Below are 21078 nucleotides of genomic sequence, written 5' to 3' on the forward strand. Positions count from 1 at the left end.
TTTGACGCGGCGTTTTAATTTTTGATGGATAGAAATAATGGTAAACACCAGCGAACTCGAAGCGTTAGTTAATGACTCGAAACCTAAGCACGTTGCGATCATCATGGATGGCAATGGGCGTTGGGCTGAGCAGCGTGGCAAAATACGCATTAAGGGGCACCATGAAGGTGTAAAGTCTGTCCGCCAAGTTGTGACTAGTGCATTAGCTATTGGAGTTGAATCACTTACGTTATTTGCTTTTAGCAGTGAAAATTGGCGTCGACCTGAAGCTGAAGTTAACATGTTGATGAAATTATTCATGACAGTGTTAAGCCGAGAAGTTAAAAAACTACATAAGAATAAAATCCGTCTAAACATCATCGGCGATATATCTGCTTTTAGTCCTGCCATTCAAACCAAGATCGCTGAAGCTCAAGCGTTAACCATGAATAACACCAAGTTAACCCTTAATATTGCAGCCAATTACGGTGGCCAATCAGATATTGCTCATGCAGCTAAGAAAATCGCTACCGCTGTTAAAAGTGGTGCAATTAGTCTCGATCAAATTGATGATAAAATGCTAGGTCAACATGTCGAAATGGCTGACCAACCTGCCGTGGATCTGATGATCCGTACTGGCGGTGATCACCGAATCAGTAATTTTCTGTTGTGGCAATTAGCTTACGCGGAATTGTATTTCACTGATATATTATGGCCTGATTTTGATCATGACGCCTTTGAAGATGCCATCTTTAGCTTTGTAAACCGAGAGCGTCGTTTTGGCGGTACTGGCGAACAAGTCAGAGCTATTTTAACAAAGCAGCAATAAACACATATAAGTAAGTACTTAGATCTCATGCTGAGTACTTTTCAATAGGAGAACAACTTTGCTTAAGCAACGAATTACGACCGCGTTAATTTTAGCGCCATTAGCGCTTGCCGCTATTTTTTTGTTACCCCTGCAATGGTATGCGCTTGCAATTGCGGGTGTTTTTATCTTAGCAACAAAAGAATGGGCTGTATTGGTTGATAAGAATAATAGTAAATTACCCAATGCCTTGATTGTCGGATATTCCCTTATTCTTGGTGCATCATTATTAGTTATTCCACCTGATGTTCGTAATATTTGGCAAGTTACTAATGGTGAAATTGTTTTAGTACCATTAGTCAAAGGTATTTTAACTGTCGGTGCTGTGTGGTGGTTAATTTGTGCTGGATTAGTTTTGACGTATCCAAATAGCGCTAAAGTATGGACTAAAAATACACTTGTCAAAGTTGTGTTTGGTATCGTTACGCTAGTGCCTTTTTTCTGGGCTATGTTAGCACTACGCTCTTATGATTATGCGCATGACCAGATGTCAGGTTCATGGTTAGTGATGCTAGTGATGTTCTTAGTGTGGGGCGCGGATTCGGGTGCTTACTTTACCGGTAAAAAATTCGGTAAGAATAAACTAGCACCAAAAGTTAGCCCTGGTAAAACGCGTGAAGGTTTTCTGGGTGGCGTTGCAGTATCAATGATTATTGCGTTAATTGCTGCCGTTGTGATGACAGTATCCCCTTCAGGGGAACTTGATGGCTCTAAGCTTGTCGTAGTTCTGTTCACGTGCTTTGTAACGTCAATTTCATCAACATTAGGTGACCTTAACGAGAGTATGTTCAAACGTGAAGCGGGTGTAAAAGACAGTGGTACATTATTACCTGGTCACGGTGGTATCCTTGATCGGATTGATAGTTTAACTGCGGCATTACCGGTATTTGCTGTTATTTATTTAGTTTGGTTTTAAGGGAGCGTTATTGTGATTGGATTAACGATACTGGGTGCAACGGGCTCGATCGGTAAAAGTACCCTTGCAGTTATTCGTCAAAATCCTGAGCGCTTTCGGGTACAGGCTCTAACTGCTAATAGTAATGTTACTGAGATGCTGGTGCAATGCTTAGAGTTTAAACCTTGCTACGCCGTTATGCTTAATGACGTAGCAGCAGGTCAGTTAGCGCAACAACTTAAATCACTTAATTGCTCTACGGAAGTGCTTTCTGGAATGGATGCATTATGCCAAGTTGCCGCGCTTGATGATGCAGACATGGTGATGGCTGCTATTGTCGGTGCAGCTGGCCTTATGCCAACCTTGGCTGCAGTTCGCGCGGGTAAACGGATACTGCTAGCAAATAAAGAAGCGTTAGTGATGTCTGGCGCTTTATTTATGCAAGAAGTAAAAGCCAGCGGTGCTGAATTATTGCCAATAGATAGTGAGCATAATGCTATTTTTCAAGCTATGCCAACTGCTGTACAAACTAATCTGGGTTTTTGTGACCTGGTTGCTGAGGGTATCAGTAAGATCTTATTAACTGGTTCAGGTGGTCCATTCCGTTATACTGATATTGCTGATTTGTCAGCAGTAACGCCAGCACAAGCCTGTGCACACCCTAATTGGTCAATGGGACAGAAAATTTCAGTTGATTCAGCCACTATGATGAATAAAGGCTTGGAATATATTGAAGCTAAATGGCTATTTAATGCCGATGAAGCACAAATTCAAGTGGTGATTCATCCGCAGTCGGTGATCCACTCGATGGTACAATATACCGATGGTTCGGTCGTGGCACAGATGGGTAAACCGGATATGTGTACGCCAATTGCCCATGCAATGGCTTATCCACAGCGTGTTCCTTCTGGTGTTAAACCATTAGACTTTTTCGACATGGGTGAATTAACGTTTTTAAAACCTGATTATGCGCGTTACCCTTGCTTGAAATTAGCTATTGATGCTTGCTATCAAGGTCAAGCTGCGACAACGACGCTAAATGCTGCGAATGAAATCGCGGTAGACGCTTTCTTAACTGGCCAGATTGGTTTCACTGATATTGCGCGTGTAAACGAAACAGTATTAGACGCGATGACTATCTCTGCACCCAACAATATTGATGCCTTGATTGATATTGATGAGATGGCTCGAGCTGCAGCACTGCAAACAATTAACAGAGTAACAAAATGATATCGTCTTTATGGAATTTAGGTGCATTTATTATTGCCCTAGGTATTTTGGTTGCAATACATGAGTTTGGTCACTTCTGGGTGGCACGTCGATGCGGCGTTAAAGTATTACGCTTTTCGATTGGTTTTGGTAAAACCTTGTGGATGCGTACGGGTAAAGACGGCACTGAATATGTGATTGCCATGATCCCGCTCGGTGGTTTCGTTAAAATGCTCGACGAGCGTGTTGATGACGTACCTGAAGCATTAAAATCTCAATCATTTAATCGTAAACCTGTACTAGCCAGAATAGCAATTGTTGCCGCTGGGCCTTTAGCAAACTTTGCATTAGCCATTGTTGCATTTTGGTTTATGTTCATGATCGGTGTGCCGAGTGTGAAACCTGTGATTGGTGAGGTTGCTCCTCATTCGGTGATGGCACAAGCGGGTGTTACTGACAAGGCTATTATAACCGCGATTGATGGCCAAGAAGTAAAAGATTGGAATGATGTTAGCCTTAAAATAATTGAGCACATGGGTGAGCCATCGATGGCTGTTCAGTTATATCTTGAGGACACTAACTACACCGTGTCTCGTCAAATAGATTTACGGGATTGGACATTTGATCCTGAGCGCGAATCACCGATAAAAAGCGTTGGTTTGACTCCTTATCAACCAGTTGTGAGTCAAGAATTAGCTCAAGTCATGAAAGGTAGTGCTGGTGAGAGAGGTGGTCTACTTGCTGGTGATAAAATTATTGCAGTCGCACAACAACCTATTGATAACTGGTTAATGTTGGTCGAAAAGATTCAAAGCAGCCCTGATAAAATGTTAGCTGTAACCATACTTCGAAATGGTCAGCAGCTAGAATTAAACGTGATACCAAAAGGTAAAGCTGATGCGGATGGAGTATTAAAAGGCTATCTAGGCGTTGCTCCAGTTGTCGCGAGTTATCCTGAAGATTATCTTGTTGATATTCAATATGGTATTCTAGATTCAGTACAGCAGTCTGTTGAGCGTACTTGGCAATTGACTGCGCTAACGTTTAAGATGATTGGCCGTTTAGTGACTGGTGATATTTCACTAAACAATTTAAGTGGACCAATTTCCATTGCTAAAAGTGCTGGAGCCAGTGCTGACTATGGTTTAGTTTACTTCTTGGGTTTCCTCGCCTTGATTAGTGTTAATCTTGGTTTAATGAATTTAATGCCACTTCCTGTACTAGATGGTGGTCATTTGGTATTTTACACATTTGAACTTATCACAGGTCGACCTGTATCTGAAAAGATCCAAGAAGTCGGTTTCAAAGTTGGTTCAGTCATAATTATGCTATTAACGGGACTTGCCTTATTTAATGATTTTGCTCGTTTATAAGTCATTGAATTGCATTTAGGGATTATTTAATCAGAATGATAATTAATAAATATTTAGCTGGCGTACTATTTTCAAGTGCTTGCTTATTTACAAGTACGACAGCGATAGCCGCTTCTGGTAGCTTCATTGTTAAAGATATTCAAGTCGAAGGCTTACAGCGCGTGACATTAGGTGCTGCATTGTTGAATATTCCACTACGTGAAGGGGATAGCATTAGTCGTAGTGATACGGCTCTCGCGGTGAAAAAATTATATGCATCAGGTAATTTTGATGATATCGAACTGTACCGCGACGGTTCGACGCTTGTCTTTAAAGTCACTGAATTGCCCACGATCAGTAGTATTGAGTTTGTTGGTAATGAAGCGATTCCAGAAGAGCAGTTAAAAGAAAGTCTTAGTTCATCTGGTATTCGTGTCGGTGAGCCTATCGATCGTACTATTATTCGTTCAGTAGAGCAGGGACTACAAGAGTTCTATTATGGTGCTGGTCGTTACAGTGCGAAAATTAATACCATTCTTACCCCGTTACCACGTAACCGTATTGATATTAAATTCAGTTTTGTTGAAGGCAAATCAGCAGAAATTAAGCAGCTTAATATCTTAGGTAATAAAGTCTACTCAACGGCAGATCTAAAAAATCTGTTTGAGCTGAGCGATTATACGCCGTGGTGGAACGTTATGGCTGACCAGCAGTATCAAAAACAACTGCTGGCGGGTGATTTAGAGAAACTGCGTAGTCACTATGTGGATAATGGTTATATTCGTTTTAAGACGGAATCAACGCAAGTATCAATGACGCCAGATAAGCAAGGTATTTATATTACCCTTAAACTTGATGAAGGTGAGCAATATAAACTTGGTAATATTAGCCTAACAGGTAACTTATTAGACAAAGAAGAAGAGTTACGCGGTTTATTAGCGCTTAACTCTGGCGACTTATACAGTGGTGCGAGTGTCACTGCAACGGAAGAAAGTCTAAGTCGTTATTTAAGCCGTTTTGGTTATGCCTATCCAAAAGTATCAACTTATCCAGAAATCAATGATGAAGACCATACGGTTAATCTAACGATTGCCGTCGAACCGGGCCCTCGTATCTATGTGCGCCGTATTAACTTTTCGGGTAACGATGTCACTAAAGATGAAGTACTACGTCGTGAAATGCGTCAGATGGAAGGTACTTGGTTATCGAATCGTTTAATTGACCGTTCTAAAACCCGTCTAAATCAGCTTGGTTTCTTCGAAACCGTAAACACCAATACGGTACGTGTACCAGGTGAAATGGATGTGGTTGATGTTAATGTGCAAGTGAAAGAACAGGCTGCGGGTTCGTTTAATGCGGGTATTGGCTATGGTTCTGAATCTGGCGTAAGTTTAAATATGGGGATTCAGCAGGACAATTTCTTTGGTACAGGTAACAAGGCCGGTATTAATTTTAGTACTAATGATTACTCGAAACAGGTGAGCTTAAACTATACTGACCCTTACTTCACTGTCGATGGCGTGAGTTTTGGTGGTAAAATTTATGCTACTGATTTTGAAGCAAAGGAAGCGAATATTGTTGATTATAACAACCGTACCTATGGTATCTCTGGCAGCTTAGGTTTCCCAGTTAATGAAAATAATACCTTAAGCTTTAGCTTAGGTTATGAGTGGAATAAAATTTCGAAAACCACGACCTATGCGCAAACTAAGAAATTTTGGGACATCTATGAAAAAGATGTCGATGAAGATGGCGGCTTCGTGGTATTCCAAGGTTTTGATGTGTCAGCGTCTTGGCGTCGTCGCACCTTAAACCGCGGTGTGTTTGCAACATCGGGGTCAGAGCAAAAAGCCAACTTTACAATGACAGTACCAGGTTCGGATGTACAGTATTTTAAAATGAGTTTTGATAACAAATATTATGTACCGCTATCAACAAACCACCGCTGGTCAGTATTAATGCGTGGCCGTGTTGCTTACGGTAATGGTTATGGTCAGACATCAGAAAGCGATGATCATGTGTTACCATTTTATCAAAATTATTATGCAGGTGGCTTCTACTCTGTGCGTGGCTTCAACAGTAATACCATCAGTCCAAAAGGTATACAGACCACACCTAAACCAGGTAGCGGCGATAATGGCTATGTAGCAACAGATTCTTCTATTGGTGGTAATGCATTAGCAACCGGGAGTTTGGAACTGATTTTCCCTACGCCATTCTTAAGTGAAGAATATGCCAACTTAGTACGTACAACGGCATTTGTTGATGCTGGTTCGGTATGGGATACTGAATTTGATTCATCAGTATATGAATCACAGACTTGTCTTGGCAGTTGTAAATACTATGGTGACTATTCAGACCCTACGCGTATACGAGCTTCTGCGGGTGTTAGCTTGCAGTGGCTGTCTCCAATGGGCCCGTTAGTATTCTCATTAGCAAAACCGCTGAAAAAATATGACGGTGATAAAACTCAAGTATTTACCTTTAATATAGGTACAACTTTCTAAGTTAACTCATATTAATTAAATGCGTACCTTCAGCACTGAAAGTACGCTTTAAGTTGAAACTTCACTAGGAACTAAAATGAAAAAATTAATTAAAGCAACGGCATTAGCACTGGCTCTTGGTGCATCATTTACTGCAAGTGCAGCGGGTTATGCTGTTGTTGATGCGGGTAAGGTCTTACAACAATTACCGCAACGTGAAGCGATTGGTAAGCGTTTGAATGAAGAGTTTCAAACACGTGCCGTTGAGCTGAATAAATTGCAGAAAGAATTAGTTGGATTAAATGAAAAGCGTCAACGTGATGCGGCATTAATGACACAAGATGAGCAAACGAAACTGGTCCGTAAGTTAGAAGAATTAGATGCGCAACTGAAATTAAAAGGTAGAGCGTTTAAAGAAGACCAACAGCGTCGCGGCCAAGAAGAAAATAACAAATTGTTAGCGTTATTACAAAATGCAATTGAGACTGTATCTAAGCGTGATGGCTATGATCTTGTAGTTACCAATCAAGCTGTGCTATTTGCCGATCCAAAATTAGATATCTCTGACAAAATAATTCAAGAATTAAGTAAGTAACTATATTTTACAACATTAAGTAAGTAACTATATTTTACAACATTAAGTAAGTCACTATATTTAACGGCCCAAAAAATGTAGTAAAATAGCATAAGATTTTTTATAGATAAGGTTTCACATGGCAATGACGTTACAACAAATTGCAACTGCAATTCAAGCTGAACTACACGGCGATGGCAGCATCGAGATTAATGCAATTAATTCGATGATAAATGCACAGTCAGGTAGTATCACGTTTTTAAGTGATAGCAAATACAGCGCTCAATTAGCTACTGTTGAGGCGTCCGCTGTGATTCTTAAACCGGATGATCTTGCCGCGTGTAATACCAATGCATTAGTTATGAAAAATCCGTATGTTGGTTTTGCATTAGCTGCGCAGTTACTTGATACCACACCTGCTCCAGCAACAGATATTGCCCCGAGTGCGGTGATTGCTGATGATGTCGTATTAGGTGACCATGTCGCTATTGGTGCTAACGCGGTTATTGAAACAGGCGTATCACTCGCGGATAACGTGATAATTGGTGCGGGCTGTTTTATTGGTAAAAATACCCGAATTGGTCAGAGCACTAAATTGTGGGCAAATGTTACTATTTATCATGACATCGAAATTGGCAGTGATTGCTTGTTCCAAAGTGGTGCTGTGATTGGTGCCGATGGTTTCGGTTATGCCAATGATGCTGGTAAGTGGATTAAGATCCCACAATTGGGTCGTGTTATTATTGGTGACCGTGTTGAGATCGGTGCGTGTACAACGGTTGATCGTGGCGCGTTAGATAATACCATTATTGCTGATGGTGTTATTTTAGATAATCAATGTCAAGTCGGTCATAATGTTGAAATAGGTGAAAATACGGCTATTTCGGGTGGTACTCTGTTAGCAGGAAGCTTAAAACTAGGTAAACAATGCATGATTGGTGGTGGTAGTGTTATCAATGGTCATATGGAAATAACCGATAATGTTAATATTACAGGTATGTCGATGGTAATGCGTCCGATTGATAAAGCGGGTCTTTATTCATCAGGCATTCCAGCACAAGCCAACCGTGAATGGCGTCGTCAAACTGCCCGTGTAATGAAAATTGATGATATGCACAAACGCTTATCTAAATTAGAAAAATCAAGTTAGAAAAACGGAATAAGCTTTCGTTGTGACAGGAATAAAATTTTGAGTGAACAACTAAATAGAATTGAAATACAAGAAATTATGGAATTATTGCCACATAGGTACCCATTTTTACTTGTTGATAGAGTACTCGATTTTGAAGCGGGTAAATCCTTACATGCAGTTAAAAATGTATCGGTAAATGAACCTCAATTTACGGGGCATTTCCCAAAACAGCCTATTTTCCCTGGTGTATTAATTTTAGAAGCATTAGCGCAAGCATCTGGTCTTCTAGGTTATAAGTCATCTGGTGGCCCTAGCGATAATGAGCTGTATTATTTTGCCGGTATTGATAAAGCGCGTTTTCGTCAACCTGTAGTACCGGGTGATGTATTACATCTGCATATTGAATTAATTAAAGAACGCCGTGGAATTGGCCGCTTTGTTGCAATCGCAAAAGTCGATGGTGACGTTGTATGTGAAGCTGAAATCATGTGTGCAAGACGAGAGGCAAAATAGTGATCCATGAAACAGCTATTGTGCATGAGAGCGCAAAAATTGGTAACAATGTAAAAATTGGTCCTTGGACTACCATTGGCGAAAACGTTGAGATTGGTGATGATTGTGTGATCGCTTCTCATGTTGTTATCAATGGCCCTTGTAAAATTGGTAAAGGCAATCGCTTTTTCCAATTTGGTTCAATTGGTGAAGAGTGCCAAGACCTTAAATACGCAGGTGAAAACACGCGTCTTGAGATTGGTGATAATAACGTGTTCCGTGAAGGCGTTACCATTCACCGTGGAACTGTACAAGATCAAGGCTTAACCAAAATTGGTAGCAATAGCTTGTTTATGGTGAACGCGCATGTTGCGCATGATGTGATCATCGGTGATAACTGTATTTTTGCTAACAACGCGACATTAGCTGGTCACGTACACATTGGTGATTTTGTGATCTTTGGTGGTCATGCTGCGATCCACCAATATGGTAAAGTTGGTTCTCATGCCTTTATTGCCGGTGGTTCGGTTATCATTAAAGATATTCCACCGTATGTAATGGCATCGGGTCATCACGCTAAGCCTTTTGGTATCAATTCTGAAGGTCTAAAGCGCCGCGGTTTTGATGCTGACGCGATTAAAGCGGTTAAGCGTGCTTACCGTGTATTATATCGTCAAGGCAATACCCTTGATGAAGCCTTAGCTGCATTAGAAGCAAGTGCAAAAGAACAACCGAGCGTTGCTTTGTTTACAGAATTTTTAAAAATCAATGAACGTGGTATTATTCGTTAATCGTATTCTTCATAGATAGCTTACAATGACAACGAAACCATTACGTATTGGTATTATCGCCGGGGAAGTATCCGGCGATATTTTAGCTGCCGCCCTGATCAAAGAAATTAAATCTCGTCATCCTGATGCCATTTTCGAGGGTATTGCTGGACCTCGCATGCAAGCGCTTGGTTTTAACACCTTATTCGAAATGGAAGAATTATCTGTATTTGGTCTTGTCGAAGTACTTGGCCGTCTCCCTCGGCTGTTTAAAGTCAAGCGAGAAGTACTTGCCCATTTTAAACAAAATCCGCCTGATCTCTTTATTGGTGTTGATGCGCCCGATTTTAATATTCCCATCGAATTAAAATTAAAAGCGAGCGGTATAAAAACCGTACATTATGTCAGTCCTTCAGTTTGGGCATGGCGTCAAAAACGCGTGTTCAAAATTAAAAAAGCCGTGGATATGGTGCTCGCCTTTCTGCCATTTGAAAAAGCATTTTATGATGAATATGATGTGCCTTGCCGTTTTGTTGGGCATACTATGGCCGATTCTATTCCATTGGAAGGTGCGGATAAACAGGCTGCTATTACCCAGTTAAAACTCGATCCTAAGCAACGTTACGTAGCTATTTTACCAGGTAGTCGTGCAGGCGAAGTCGGGTTGCTGTCAGCAAGCTTTTTAGAAACTGCGATATTATTAAAGCAGCGATTCAGTGATTTACAGTTCGTCGTGCCAATGGTGAATGAGGAGCGTAAAGCACAATTTTTAGCAATTAAGCAAGAAGTTGCACCTGAGCTTGAGGTTATTGTTCTCGATGGCCATGCACGTGAAGCAATGGCTGTTGCGGATGCTGTATTATTGGCATCAGGTACTGCAGCGCTCGAAACTATGTTGATGAAGCGTGCGATGGTGGTTGGTTATCGTGTTAAGCCGATGACGTATAAGATCATGCTGCGTTTGATGAAAGCCCCATTTGTGTCATTACCAAACTTGTTAGCAAAAAAAGAAATTGTCGCCGAGCGTTTACAAGATGATTGTCAACCCGAGATATTGGCTGACGAAATGGCTAAACTATTAGAAACAGACAATGCTAAACTGATTGCACACTTTACCGAACTACATCAACAGATCCGTTGTAATGCGGATAAACAAGCCGCGGATGCCGTGCTTGAATTGATTAATGATCACGAGTCGATTATAGCCCCTGATGATCGTGAACAAAATAATGATAAAAATAGTACAACGCTAGAAAAGACAGGTGAATAATATGTATGATGAAATAATTTACCCTGAGGGGAAACTTGTTGCTGGTGTTGACGAAGTGGGTCGCGGCCCATTAGTCGGTGATGTTGTTACTGCTGCGGTGATATTAGATCCTAACAATCCTATTGTGGGGCTAACCGATTCAAAGAAATTAAGTGACAAGAAGCGCCAATTGCTCTTTCCTGAGATTAAAGCAAAAGCATTAGCGTGGAGCATTGGTCGTTGCAGCCCAAGTGAGATTGATGAACTCAATATCTTACAAGCAACTATGGTCGCAATGCAGCGAGCGGTTGCAGGACTTGCTCTGCAACCAGATCATGTGTTTATTGATGGTAATCGTTGCCCTGCATTACCGATGACTGCAGAAGCCATTGTGAAAGGCGATTTGCGCGTGGCAGAAATAAGTGCAGCGTCGATCTTGGCAAAAGTAGTACGTGATGCTGAAATGGATGAACTGCATGAACGTTACCCTGAATATGGTTTTGCGCAACATAAGGGTTATCCAACCAAAGCACACATGGAAAAGTTAGCGGAACTTGGACCAACAGAAGAATACCGAAAAAGTTTTAAACCTGTGCAACGTGCGTTAGGTTTATTAAAATAAAGTCTGGTGGCTTCGCGCCACTTTACCGTTATTGTTTTTAATTTTATCTACTCTCAATTAGCAGAAAGTCTTAATTATGGCAGAACCTCGTTTTATTCACCTGCATTTACACTCTGAATTCTCAATGGTGGATAGCTTAGTACGTATGAAACGTCTAGCACCCCGTTTACAAGAACTCAATATGCCGGCGATCGCATTAACCGATCAAACTAATATGTGTGCATTGGTTAAATTCTATGGTGCGATGCAAAGGGCAGGGGTTAAACCCATTCTTGGTGCTGACTTTTGGGTGCAAAGTGAAGAATACCCAGATGAGCAATTTAAACTAACCGCCTTAGCCAAAGATAATAAAGGTTATAACAACATCACGGTGTTGATTTCTAAAGCTTATAGTCGTGGTCATGTTGATGGTCGAGCTATTATTGATAAAGCTTGGTTAGCTGAGCATGCCGAAGGCGTCATCTTATTATCTGGCGCGCGTAATGGTGATATAGGTAAAGCCCTATTAAAAGGTAATGATGTACTTGCACTGCAGTGTTTACAATTTTATCAAACCCATTTTCCTGATAGCTATTATCTTGAACTGATCCGTACCGGACGCCAGGATGAAGAAGCTTATCTGCACATGGCTGTCGATTTTGCCACCCAGTATCAGTTACCTGTTGTTGCCACCAATGATGTGGTGTTCTTACATGAAGATGAATTTGATGCCCATGAAATACGAGTGTCGATTCATGATGGTTATACGTTAGAAGACAAGCGTCGCCCTAGGCTATACAGTAAAGAACAGTACTTACGCAGTGAAGACGAAATGTGTGAGTTATTTGCTGATATTCCAGAAGCGCTGGCTAACTCAGTTGAAATTGCAAAACGTTGTAATGCGACTGTACGCTTAGGAGAATATTTCTTACCTAACTTCCCAACGGGTGAGTTGTCGACAGAAGATTTCTTAGTCAAAGTATCTGAAGATGGCCTAGTTGAACGTCTTGATTTCTTATTTCCCGATCCCGAAGAGCGTGAACGTCAGCGTCCAGCGTATGAAGACCGCCTCGATGTTGAATTAAAAGTAATTAACGACATGGGTTTTCCGGGTTACTTTCTGATCGTGATGGAGTTCATCCAATGGAGTAAGGACAACAATATTCCAGTTGGACCTGGTCGAGGGTCCGGTGCTGGTTCATTAGTCGCTTATGCATTGAAAATTACCGATCTTGATCCACTGGAATACGAATTACTGTTCGAACGTTTCTTAAATCCAGAACGTGTTTCCATGCCCGATTTCGACGTCGATTTCTGTATGGATCGTCGTGACGAGGTGATTGACCACGTGGCCGAATTGTATAATCGCGATGCGGTAAGTCAGATTATTACCTTTGGTACGATGGCGGCAAAAGCGGTTATTCGTGACGTTGGTCGTGTACTAGGTCATCCGTTTGGTTTTGTTGATCGTATTTCTAAGTTAATTCCAGGTGACCCAGGGATGACCTTAACCAAAGCGTGGGAGGTTGAGCCACGTTTAGATGAAATGTATCAAGCTGATGAAGAAGTACGTGCATTGGTTGATATGGCACGTATTCTGGAAGGTGTCACACGTAACGCCGGTAAACATGCGGGTGGTGTTGTTATTTCACCAACAGTGATTACTGATTTTGCGCCCTTGTATTGTGACGATGAAGGTAATAACCCAGTTACCCAGTTTGACAAGAACGATGTGGAAGAAGCTGGACTGGTTAAATTCGACTTCTTGGGTCTACGAACCTTAACCATTATTCAGTGGGCACTGGATATGGCGAATCCGCATCTCGTGAAGCAAGGCAAAGAAGCGATCCGTATTGAGTCGATTGATATTACCGATAAAAGGTGTTTTGACTTATTACAGCGCTCAGAAACGACCGCGGTATTCCAGTTAGAATCTCGTGGTATGAAGGATCTGATCCGTCGCCTAAAACCCGATAGCTTTGAAGATATGATCGCATTGGTGGCCTTGTTCCGTCCCGGTCCATTGCAATCAGGCATGGTAGATAACTTTATTGACCGTAAGCATGGTCGAGAAGAAGTATCTTACCCAGATGCTCAATATCAACATGAATCGTTGAAAGAAATCCTTGATCCGACCTACGGCATTATCTTGTATCAAGAACAAGTAATGCAGATTGCCCAAGTCTTATCTGGTTATACCCTCGGTGGCGCCGACATGTTACGTCGTGCTATGGGTAAGAAAAAACCAGAAGAGATGGAAAAACAACGTGGTACTTTTAAAGAAGGCGCGATAAATAACGGTGTCGACGGTGACCTGTCGATGAAGATCTTCGATCTGGTAGAAAAGTTCGCGGGTTATGGTTTCAATAAATCGCATTCCGCGGCTTATGCACTGGTATCATATCAAACGCTGTGGATGAAGACTCATTACCCTTCTTACTTCATGGCGGCTGTAATGTCTGCTGATATGGATAATACCGAGAAAGTGGTCACCTTGGTTGATGAAGTGGAACGCATGGGACTAACCTTGTTACCGCCTGATGTAAACAAAGGTTTATTTAAGTTTAATGTCGATGAAGACCAGACCATTATTTATGGTATCGGTGCAATTAAAGGTGTAGGTGAAGGACCTATTGATGCAATTATTGCCGCCCGTGAAAGTGGTGGTGAGTTCTCTGATCTGTTTGATTTCTGTAATCGTGTTGATTTGAAAAAGATCAATAAACGTATTATGGAAAAGCTCATTTACGCCGGCGCATTAGATAAATTAGGTCCTCATCGCGCGGCCTTGCATGCGACATTACCTGAAGCCATGAAAGCGGCAGCGCAACATGCGATAGCCGAAGCACATGGTCAAAGTGACTTGTTTGGTATTTTAACCACTGAACCGGAAGAAGTTGAAAGTAAGTTTGCTGATGTTCCTGAGTGGCCTGATAAAGTATGGCTAGAAGGTGAGCGAGAAACCTTAGGTCTTTATCTTACTGGCCATCCAATTAATCAGTATATTAAAGAAGTTAAACGTTATTCAAGTAATCGCTTGAAAGATGTAAAACCGACCGAACGTGGTAAAGTTGTGACAGCGGTTGGTTTAGTTATTTCTGCACAAGTTAAAGTGACGAAGAAAGGTACCCGCATGGGGATCTTAGAGATTGATGATAAAAGTGGCCGCTTAAGTGTGATGTTCTTCTCAGAAGCGTTTGAACGTTATGAAGAATATATAGCTAAAGATCGTATTTTAGTTATTACTGGAGAGGTCAGCTTTGACGATTTCAATGGTGGGTATAAGATGACCGCCAGAGAAGTTATGGATATTGAAGCTGCGCGAGAGCGTTATGCGCGTGGCCTCACATTGCAGTTAAATGCAGACAAAATGAATGATACGTTTATGGGTAAGTTTATGGATACACTTGAACCTTATCGTGCGGGTACTTGTCCCATAAATATATATTATCAACGCGCCGACGCGAGGGCTAAATTAACTTTAGGTGTCGAATGGCGAGTATCGCCCACTGATGAGCTTTTATATGGATTAGAGCTGATGTTAGGGTCGGGAAATGTTGATCTTGAATTTGATTAGTGCTGACGTTACAAGGTTGTCGTCATTAGCCATTAGTAATAATATTAGATAAGGAAGCAGCGCCTCATGGCCATAAATTTTTTAGATTTTGAACAGCCGATTGCAGAATTGCAGGCTCAAATCGATGAATTAAAACTTGTGACTAACAATTCTGATGATGTTGATCTACAAGATGAGATCTCTCGTTTAGAAAAGAAGAATGCAGAACTAACAACAAAGATATTCAGTAGTCTGAAACCTTGGGATGTCGCTAAGATGGCTCGTCATCCACAGCGTCCTTATACCCTTGATTATATCGAGCATGTATTTACCGATTTTGATGAACTTGCTGGTGATCGCGCATTTGCCGATGATAAAGCGATTGTTGGTGGTACAGCGCGTTTAGATGGTATGCCTGTAATGATCATTGGTCAGCAAAAAGGCCGTGATACCAAGGAAAAATTAAAACGCAACTTTGGTATGCCGCGTCCAGAAGGTTACCGTAAAGCGTTACGTTTAATGAAAATGGCAGAAAAATTCAAGATGCCTATCATTACCTTTATTGATACTCCAGGTGCTTACCCTGGGGTTGGTGCTGAAGAACGTGGTCAAAGTGAAGCGATTGCACGTAATTTGAAAGAAATGGCTGAGCTTACAGTTCCGGTTATTTGTACTGTGATCGGTGAAGGTGGTTCGGGTGGTGCATTAGCGATTGGTGTTGGTGATCGTGTTAACATGCTGCAATACAGCACTTATTCGGTGATCTCTCCTGAAGGTTGTGCGTCAATCTTATGGAAGTCAGCTGATAAAGCACCTTTAGCTGCTGAAGCAATGGGGATCACTGCTGATCGACTTAAGAGCTTAGATTTGATTAATACCGTTATCTCAGAACCACTCGGTGGCGCACATCGAGATATGGCTTTAATGGCAGCTAACTTGAAAGAGTGTATTAAAGCGGATCTTGCTGAGCTTAGACCGCTTGGGCATGAGACATTGCTAGAACAACGTTATGAGCGTCTAATGTCATTTGGCATGTAAGCCGCTATAACGCTAGATTGTTATAAAGATAATCGAATAATATTGATTAAACCGCTAATAGCTTTATCAGCGGTTTTTTTATATCTACCACTTTTCGGTATATACTGTTCTGGTCTATTCTAACTGTGATGATACCTGTGGTTACTAACGTCGATCTCTTTTCAACATTTCAGCACTCGTTACAATCGTTAACGACAAAGCCTATGCAGATTGTACTTGCTTATAGCGGTGGTCTTGATTCCCATGTGTTATTACATTTACTTGCCCGTTATCAGCAATTATATTCTCAGCATGATTACCTTGCCGTGCATGTTCATCACGGTTTAAGTGACAATGCGGATGCTTGGTTAACGCATTGTCAGCAAACTGCTGCGGCGTTAGGGATTAACTTTATCGCTGAAAAGGTCGTGCTTAATCTTGGCAGTCGAGAAAGCTTGGAAGCACAAGCGCGCACCGCCCGCTATCAAGCGATAGCAAAGTATCTCAATGATGGTTCATTATTATTACTTGGACAGCATCTTGATGATCAGCTTGAAACATTTTTGTTGCAGCTTAAGCGTGGTGCTGGTGTAAAAGGCTTGTCGGCAATGGCTGCGCAGATGCCTTTTTCATTACAAGCAAACTGCCAAATAGTCCGTCCTTTACTGACTCATTCGCAACAAATGTTGGTAGATTATGCCAGCCAAGCAAAATTATATTGGGTCGAAGACGAAAGCAATAATGACCAGAGCTATGATCGTAACTTCTTGCGCCATCAAATTATCCCCAGTTTAAAACAGCGTTGGCCAGGTATAGCGCATGCTGTCCACCGCAGCGCAGAACTCTGTGCAGAGCAACAAGCGTTAGCGGATGAGATTGCGCAAATGGATCTTGTTACTTGTGAGCATAGTTTAGCTGGGCTAAAGATTGTTGAATTAGATAAACTATCAAAAATTCGCCGTAACAATGTCATTCGTTTTTGGCTTGATACTCAACGACTACCTATGCCAAGCCGTCACCATTTAGATAAATTATGGTTAGAGGTAGTGAACGCGTCTGATGATGCCAATCCACAATTAAGTTGGCAGGCAGGTGAGTTTCGCCGTTATCAAGGTGTCCTTTATAATCAGCAGAAATACGCTGAGCTAAAAGACGTAGTGATAGGGCTTAGGCATACTAAACCTCAACGTATTGTGTTACCAGACAATATCGGCTTCTTGTATCTACAAGACTCGATACAAGATAAGCGTGGCGTTGATACCGGTAATACAATTGATGAAGGTGCCAGTACGATTTGTTTGAAAGCGCCACTCGAACATGAAAAGGTGACCATTCGTTTCCGCGGTGAGGGGAAGTGTCATCCTGTTGGGCGTATTGGCTCGCGTAGTATTAAAAAGTTATATCAAGAGTATCAGGTAGCACCTTGGCTACGCGATCGTATCCCATTAATCTATTATGGCGAAGAACTGGTTTGTGCGGTCGGGCTTTGGGTGTGCAAGGGTTATGAAGCGCAAGAAGGCTTATATTGGCATGTCACTCGTGAACAATAGCGTGTAATGACAGTATATCATGAGAGTATGGAATAAGCTGAGTTGAGTCAGTTACAGAAAAGCAGATGAATAAACCCCACCTGCTTTTATTCCTATCTTTTATTGAATTGGTTATCCAGCTTCAACTTTTTCTTTGACTTGTTGATGACCTTGTTCCAGGTGCACGAAGTCAATATCGTCATTACCGTTAACGGTATAAGCTTGACCAAAGCCTTTTACGTAACGACCTGTCTGTGGTTCGATACGGAAGAGACGGAAATCACTTAAACCACTTAAATTAGTGATTATTTCACCAAAACGAGTTTCTAGTGCAGGGATTGCTTGTGACCAAGATTCGCTTTCACGGGCAATGACTTCGGCATTCGCTTTGTATGTAAGACGGTGACGAGCAAAAATTTGTTTCGAATTTTGTTCATCTTCCAACAGCATAAAGGACAGATTCTTATTAACCAATAAGTTTTGCGTATGTTCAGCAACTTCACTGATTAAGATGTAATAGCCATCTTCTAAACGAACAAATGGTGCATAGCTGATATGTGGAAATCCGTCTGCGCTTAATGTTGATAAAATTAAAGTTTGACGCTCTTCTCTAAACTCTGCAATCTTTGGTTGTAAGCGATTTTCTAAGCGTTCTTTTTTATTTATCATAATGACCTTCGTGTCCGTTATTTATATTTAATTAGTAACGATAGCGATAGTTTCGTCACTTACTGTTTGCGTTGATAGTGCATGAAAACGTGCTATTTGTTCTGGGTTCACTTCGCCGTCTTTGTTACGGCCAAGATAAATTTTAAATACACTGTTACCCTTATGGTCAAAGAACTGCACGTAATAGCTTAATTTTCCACGTACCTTACGTGTGAGTAGAGCGATCGCAGATACATTATCAAGTTTTAAGTGGCCCTGTAAGCCGTCATTATCATGCGATAAATTGTAATAGCCGTAAGCATTTCTTCCTTTCGGGAAAGGCGCTTTTACTTCAAATACAAAACCAGATACTTCAATAATACAAGTTACTTTCCCCCAGTCTGCAATATTAGATAATAAGCGTTGTGCTTGTTCTGCTGGCAGCATATTCACTTCTTGCTCTGGCAATGCTTGGATCACCTGTAATTCACTGCAATTAAGTTCGAGCGCAACTTCAATGCTCCTTAATCGAGGTTGGTCAGCCATCAACTGACGAATGTCATTATGGGTAGTATTTTCTTGCATACTCTTTAGCCTTTTTAAACGACTCATCGTTATCGTAATAGTTGCAGATTAATATAGATGTAATGATAATGCAACCAATTCGCATTTGCATTGGCGGGGTTTGTTATTTACACTGTTGGGCAAGTACGAGTTAAATTTAATGACTTTATTTTAGATGAAATATCTATTTTTACTTAACTATGAAAAATATTATATTAACATTGGGTTGGAATTAAGATGCATAAGGTTTGGATTGGCGTTTGTTGTTTATTATTGTCATTCGGTAGTGTTGCCGGGGAACGTATCATTAGTGCTGGCGCGGGTGTTACCGAGTTATTGATTGCTTTGGATAAACAAGATGATTTGGTTGCTGTCGATTTGACTAGTCGCTACCCGGCCGTATTCAAATTACCTGTCGTTGGTTACCACCGTCAATTGTCTGCTGAAGGATTATTATCATTAGCACCAGATACACTGATTGGTAGTAGTGAGATGGGCCCACAATCAACGCTTGACTTGTTATCACAAAGTGGTGTTGAAGTGATGGTGTTACCGACAGAAACAACAACGACAAACCTACTTGATACGATTACCTTACTTGGTGATAAATTAGATAGAAAATTACAGGCCAAACAATTGATTACCAAGCTTGAACGCGATATTAATCAATTAGAAGCTAATCAACGGAAAATTAAAACTGCGAAAAAAATGCTGTTTTTACTGCTAAATGATAAAGGTACCTATACTGCGGCTGGTAGTAATACAACTGCGCATTCGGTGATGACATTAGCAGGCGCGGTTAACCCTGCGGCAGAGCTTAATTCTTACCAAGCATTATCAGCAGAAGCGTTCTTAGCGATGGCCCCAGAAAGTATTTTAGTCAGTGGCCGTCATTGGAAAAAGTATCAAGATATCGATACCTTAATTGCGGCAATGCCATTATTAGCACAAACACCTGCAGGTCGTAATAAAGCGATTTATGTCATTGATGGCAGTGCGCTAATCGGTGGTCTGGGACTGAGTAGTGTCGAACAAGCAAAGCAGTTACAGCGTAAGATATACCCTCAGTTATCAGCAGATTTAGATTAAGTAAGGGCATATATGTTTGTTAATAGCCGTTGGCCATTGTTGTTACCGAGTTTTATTTTATTTTGTCTTGCTTCTATGGTGGTGTTATCTGTTTCTGTGGGACCAATGGCGATCTCGTTTGCTGACAGTATTAAAGCATTATTGGTTAATTGGGTTAATTGGCAATCGCCAGTAAGCACTCAAAACGCCATTGTGGTGAGTCATATTCGCTTTCCTCGCACGCTACTCTGTTTATCTATTGGCGGTATATTGGGATTAACTGGTGCGGTGATGCAAGGTGTGTTTCGTAACCCGTTAGCTGATCCTGGTATTATTGGGGTCAGCAGTGGTGCTGCACTGGGGGCGGGTTTAGGTATTGTTATTTTTGCTGATTTGATGGTTGATTTACCTGATTGGTTACAATTGAGTACGGTGTCTTTTTTTGCATTTACCTTTGCTTTAGCGGTTTGTTTATTAGTCTACAAATTAGGGACGAGTAGCCAAGGCAGTTCTGTGGTGGTGATGTTACTTGCGGGTGTAGCAATCAGTGCGATCGCTGGCGCGGGAATGGGCATGCTCACGTATATTGCCGATGATCAAAGTCTGCGTGATTTGAGTTTGTGGCAAATGGGCTCAATGGCGGGCAGTAATTGGATCAGTATTACTATCAGTAGTATCACCCTGGTATTTTTGCTGGTGGTGTTTATGTCATCAGCGAAAGCATTGAATATTTTATTATTGGGGGATGCGGAAGCGGTACATCTTGGTATCGATATTGTACGTATAAAACGTCGGTTAATATTTTGCTGTGCCATCGGGCTCGGGGTTGCGGTATCAATCGCAGGTATGATTGGGTTTATTGGTTTGATTATTCCACATCTAGTTCGCTTGTTAGTGGGGCCGAACCATCAGCGTTTATTACCATTATCTGCGATGTTAGGTGCGTTGTTATTATTACTTGCCGATATTTTAGCGCGTACCGTCATGGCTCCAAGTGAAGTACCTGTAGGTATTATAACTGCGTTATTAGGCAGTCCTTTCTTTATTATCTTATTACTCCAACAACGCTCTAAATTAGGAATATAGTTT

General features: G+C 41.3%; 18 protein-coding genes. 16 read left to right on the top strand and 2 right to left on the bottom strand.

The window, feature by feature from the left end:
• Window positions 1-37: 37 nt before the first annotated feature.
• The 14 genes from uppS to tilS all read left to right on the top strand — a co-directional run bounded on the left by uppS (window position 38) and on the right by tilS (window position 17730).
• Complete coding sequence (gene uppS, locus HWV02_RS02715) at window positions 38-808, top strand: polyprenyl diphosphate synthase (protein WP_211689633.1); 771 nt, start codon at window positions 38-40, stop codon at window positions 806-808.
• A gap of 58 nt (window positions 809-866) precedes the next feature.
• Window positions 867-1763 (top strand): phosphatidate cytidylyltransferase, encoded by an 897-nt coding sequence (locus HWV02_RS02720; protein ID WP_211689635.1) that lies wholly within the window; start codon window positions 867-869, stop codon window positions 1761-1763.
• Between the two features lie 12 nt (window positions 1764-1775).
• On the top strand, window positions 1776-2972 hold the full coding sequence (ispC, locus tag HWV02_RS02725) for a 1-deoxy-D-xylulose-5-phosphate reductoisomerase (protein ID WP_211678353.1): 1197 nt from the start codon (window positions 1776-1778) through the stop codon (window positions 2970-2972).
• Entirely contained in the window at window positions 2969-4324 is a 1356-nt protein-coding gene (gene rseP / locus HWV02_RS02730; protein ID WP_211678354.1) for a sigma E protease regulator RseP, read from the top strand. Before ispC ends, rseP begins: the two co-directional genes overlap by 4 nt.
• A 35-nt stretch (window positions 4325-4359) precedes the next feature.
• Entirely contained in the window at window positions 4360-6810 is a 2451-nt protein-coding gene (gene bamA / locus HWV02_RS02735; protein WP_211689637.1) for an outer membrane protein assembly factor BamA, read from the top strand.
• A gap of 76 nt (window positions 6811-6886) precedes the next feature.
• Window positions 6887-7384: an OmpH family outer membrane protein gene (locus tag HWV02_RS02740; RefSeq protein WP_211689638.1), complete on the top strand. Its 498-nt coding sequence runs from the start codon at window positions 6887-6889 to the stop codon at window positions 7382-7384.
• A 118-nt stretch (window positions 7385-7502) separates the two neighbouring features.
• Window positions 7503-8513 (top strand): UDP-3-O-(3-hydroxymyristoyl)glucosamine N-acyltransferase, encoded by a 1011-nt coding sequence (gene lpxD / locus HWV02_RS02745; protein WP_211689639.1) that lies wholly within the window; start codon window positions 7503-7505, stop codon window positions 8511-8513.
• 78 nt (window positions 8514-8591) lie between these two features.
• Window positions 8592-9008, top strand: coding sequence for a 3-hydroxyacyl-ACP dehydratase FabZ (fabZ, locus tag HWV02_RS02750; protein ID WP_370629427.1), 417 nt, complete (start codon window positions 8592-8594; stop codon window positions 9006-9008).
• Window positions 9008-9778, top strand: coding sequence for an acyl-ACP--UDP-N-acetylglucosamine O-acyltransferase (lpxA, locus tag HWV02_RS02755; protein WP_211678359.1), 771 nt, complete (start codon window positions 9008-9010; stop codon window positions 9776-9778). The genes fabZ and lpxA overlap by 1 nt, the downstream gene beginning before the upstream one ends.
• 25 nt (window positions 9779-9803) lie before the next feature.
• On the top strand, window positions 9804-11027 hold the full coding sequence (gene lpxB, locus HWV02_RS02760) for a lipid-A-disaccharide synthase (RefSeq protein ID WP_255547027.1): 1224 nt from the start codon (window positions 9804-9806) through the stop codon (window positions 11025-11027).
• A 1-nt stretch (window position 11028) separates the two neighbouring features.
• The gene (gene rnhB / locus HWV02_RS02765) at window positions 11029-11628 is read left to right on the top strand and encodes a ribonuclease HII (protein WP_211689640.1); all 600 of its coding nucleotides are present in this window, start codon (window positions 11029-11031) and stop codon (window positions 11626-11628) included.
• A gap of 76 nt (window positions 11629-11704) precedes the next feature.
• On the top strand, window positions 11705-15184 hold the full coding sequence (gene dnaE, locus HWV02_RS02770; RefSeq protein ID WP_211678361.1) for a DNA polymerase III subunit alpha: 3480 nt from the start codon (window positions 11705-11707) through the stop codon (window positions 15182-15184).
• 66 nt (window positions 15185-15250) lie between these two features.
• Window positions 15251-16201 (top strand): acetyl-CoA carboxylase carboxyl transferase subunit alpha, encoded by a 951-nt coding sequence (gene accA / locus HWV02_RS02775; protein WP_211678362.1) that lies wholly within the window; start codon window positions 15251-15253, stop codon window positions 16199-16201.
• Between the two features lie 203 nt (window positions 16202-16404).
• Window positions 16405-17730, top strand: a complete 1326-nt coding sequence (gene tilS / locus HWV02_RS02780; RefSeq protein ID WP_255550586.1) for a tRNA lysidine(34) synthetase TilS — start codon at window positions 16405-16407, stop codon at window positions 17728-17730.
• Window positions 17731-17841: 111 nt separating this feature from the next.
• On the opposite strand, the gene hutZ is transcribed toward tilS, so the two are convergent.
• Complete coding sequence (hutZ, locus tag HWV02_RS02785; RefSeq protein WP_255547030.1) at window positions 17842-18378, bottom strand: heme utilization protein HutZ; 537 nt, start codon at window positions 18376-18378, stop codon at window positions 17842-17844.
• Window positions 18379-18405: 27 nt separating this feature from the next.
• Entirely contained in the window at window positions 18406-18942 is a 537-nt protein-coding gene (gene hutX / locus HWV02_RS02790; RefSeq protein ID WP_211678363.1) for a heme utilization cystosolic carrier protein HutX, read from the bottom strand.
• A 216-nt stretch (window positions 18943-19158) separates the two neighbouring features.
• Here hutX and HWV02_RS02795 point away from each other — a divergent pair, with 216 nt between their 5' ends.
• Complete coding sequence (locus tag HWV02_RS02795) at window positions 19159-20010, top strand: hemin ABC transporter substrate-binding protein (RefSeq protein WP_211689641.1); 852 nt, start codon at window positions 19159-19161, stop codon at window positions 20008-20010.
• 12 nt (window positions 20011-20022) lie between these two features.
• Window positions 20023-21075 carry an iron ABC transporter permease gene (locus tag HWV02_RS02800; RefSeq protein WP_211673992.1) on the top strand — a complete coding sequence of 351 codons (1053 nt, stop codon included), beginning with the start codon at window positions 20023-20025 and terminating at the stop codon, window positions 21073-21075.
• Window positions 21076-21078: the final 3 nt, after the last annotated feature.

This window comes from Moritella sp. 28, assembly GCF_018219435.1.
Classification (GTDB): Bacteria; Pseudomonadota; Gammaproteobacteria; order Enterobacterales; family Moritellaceae; genus Moritella.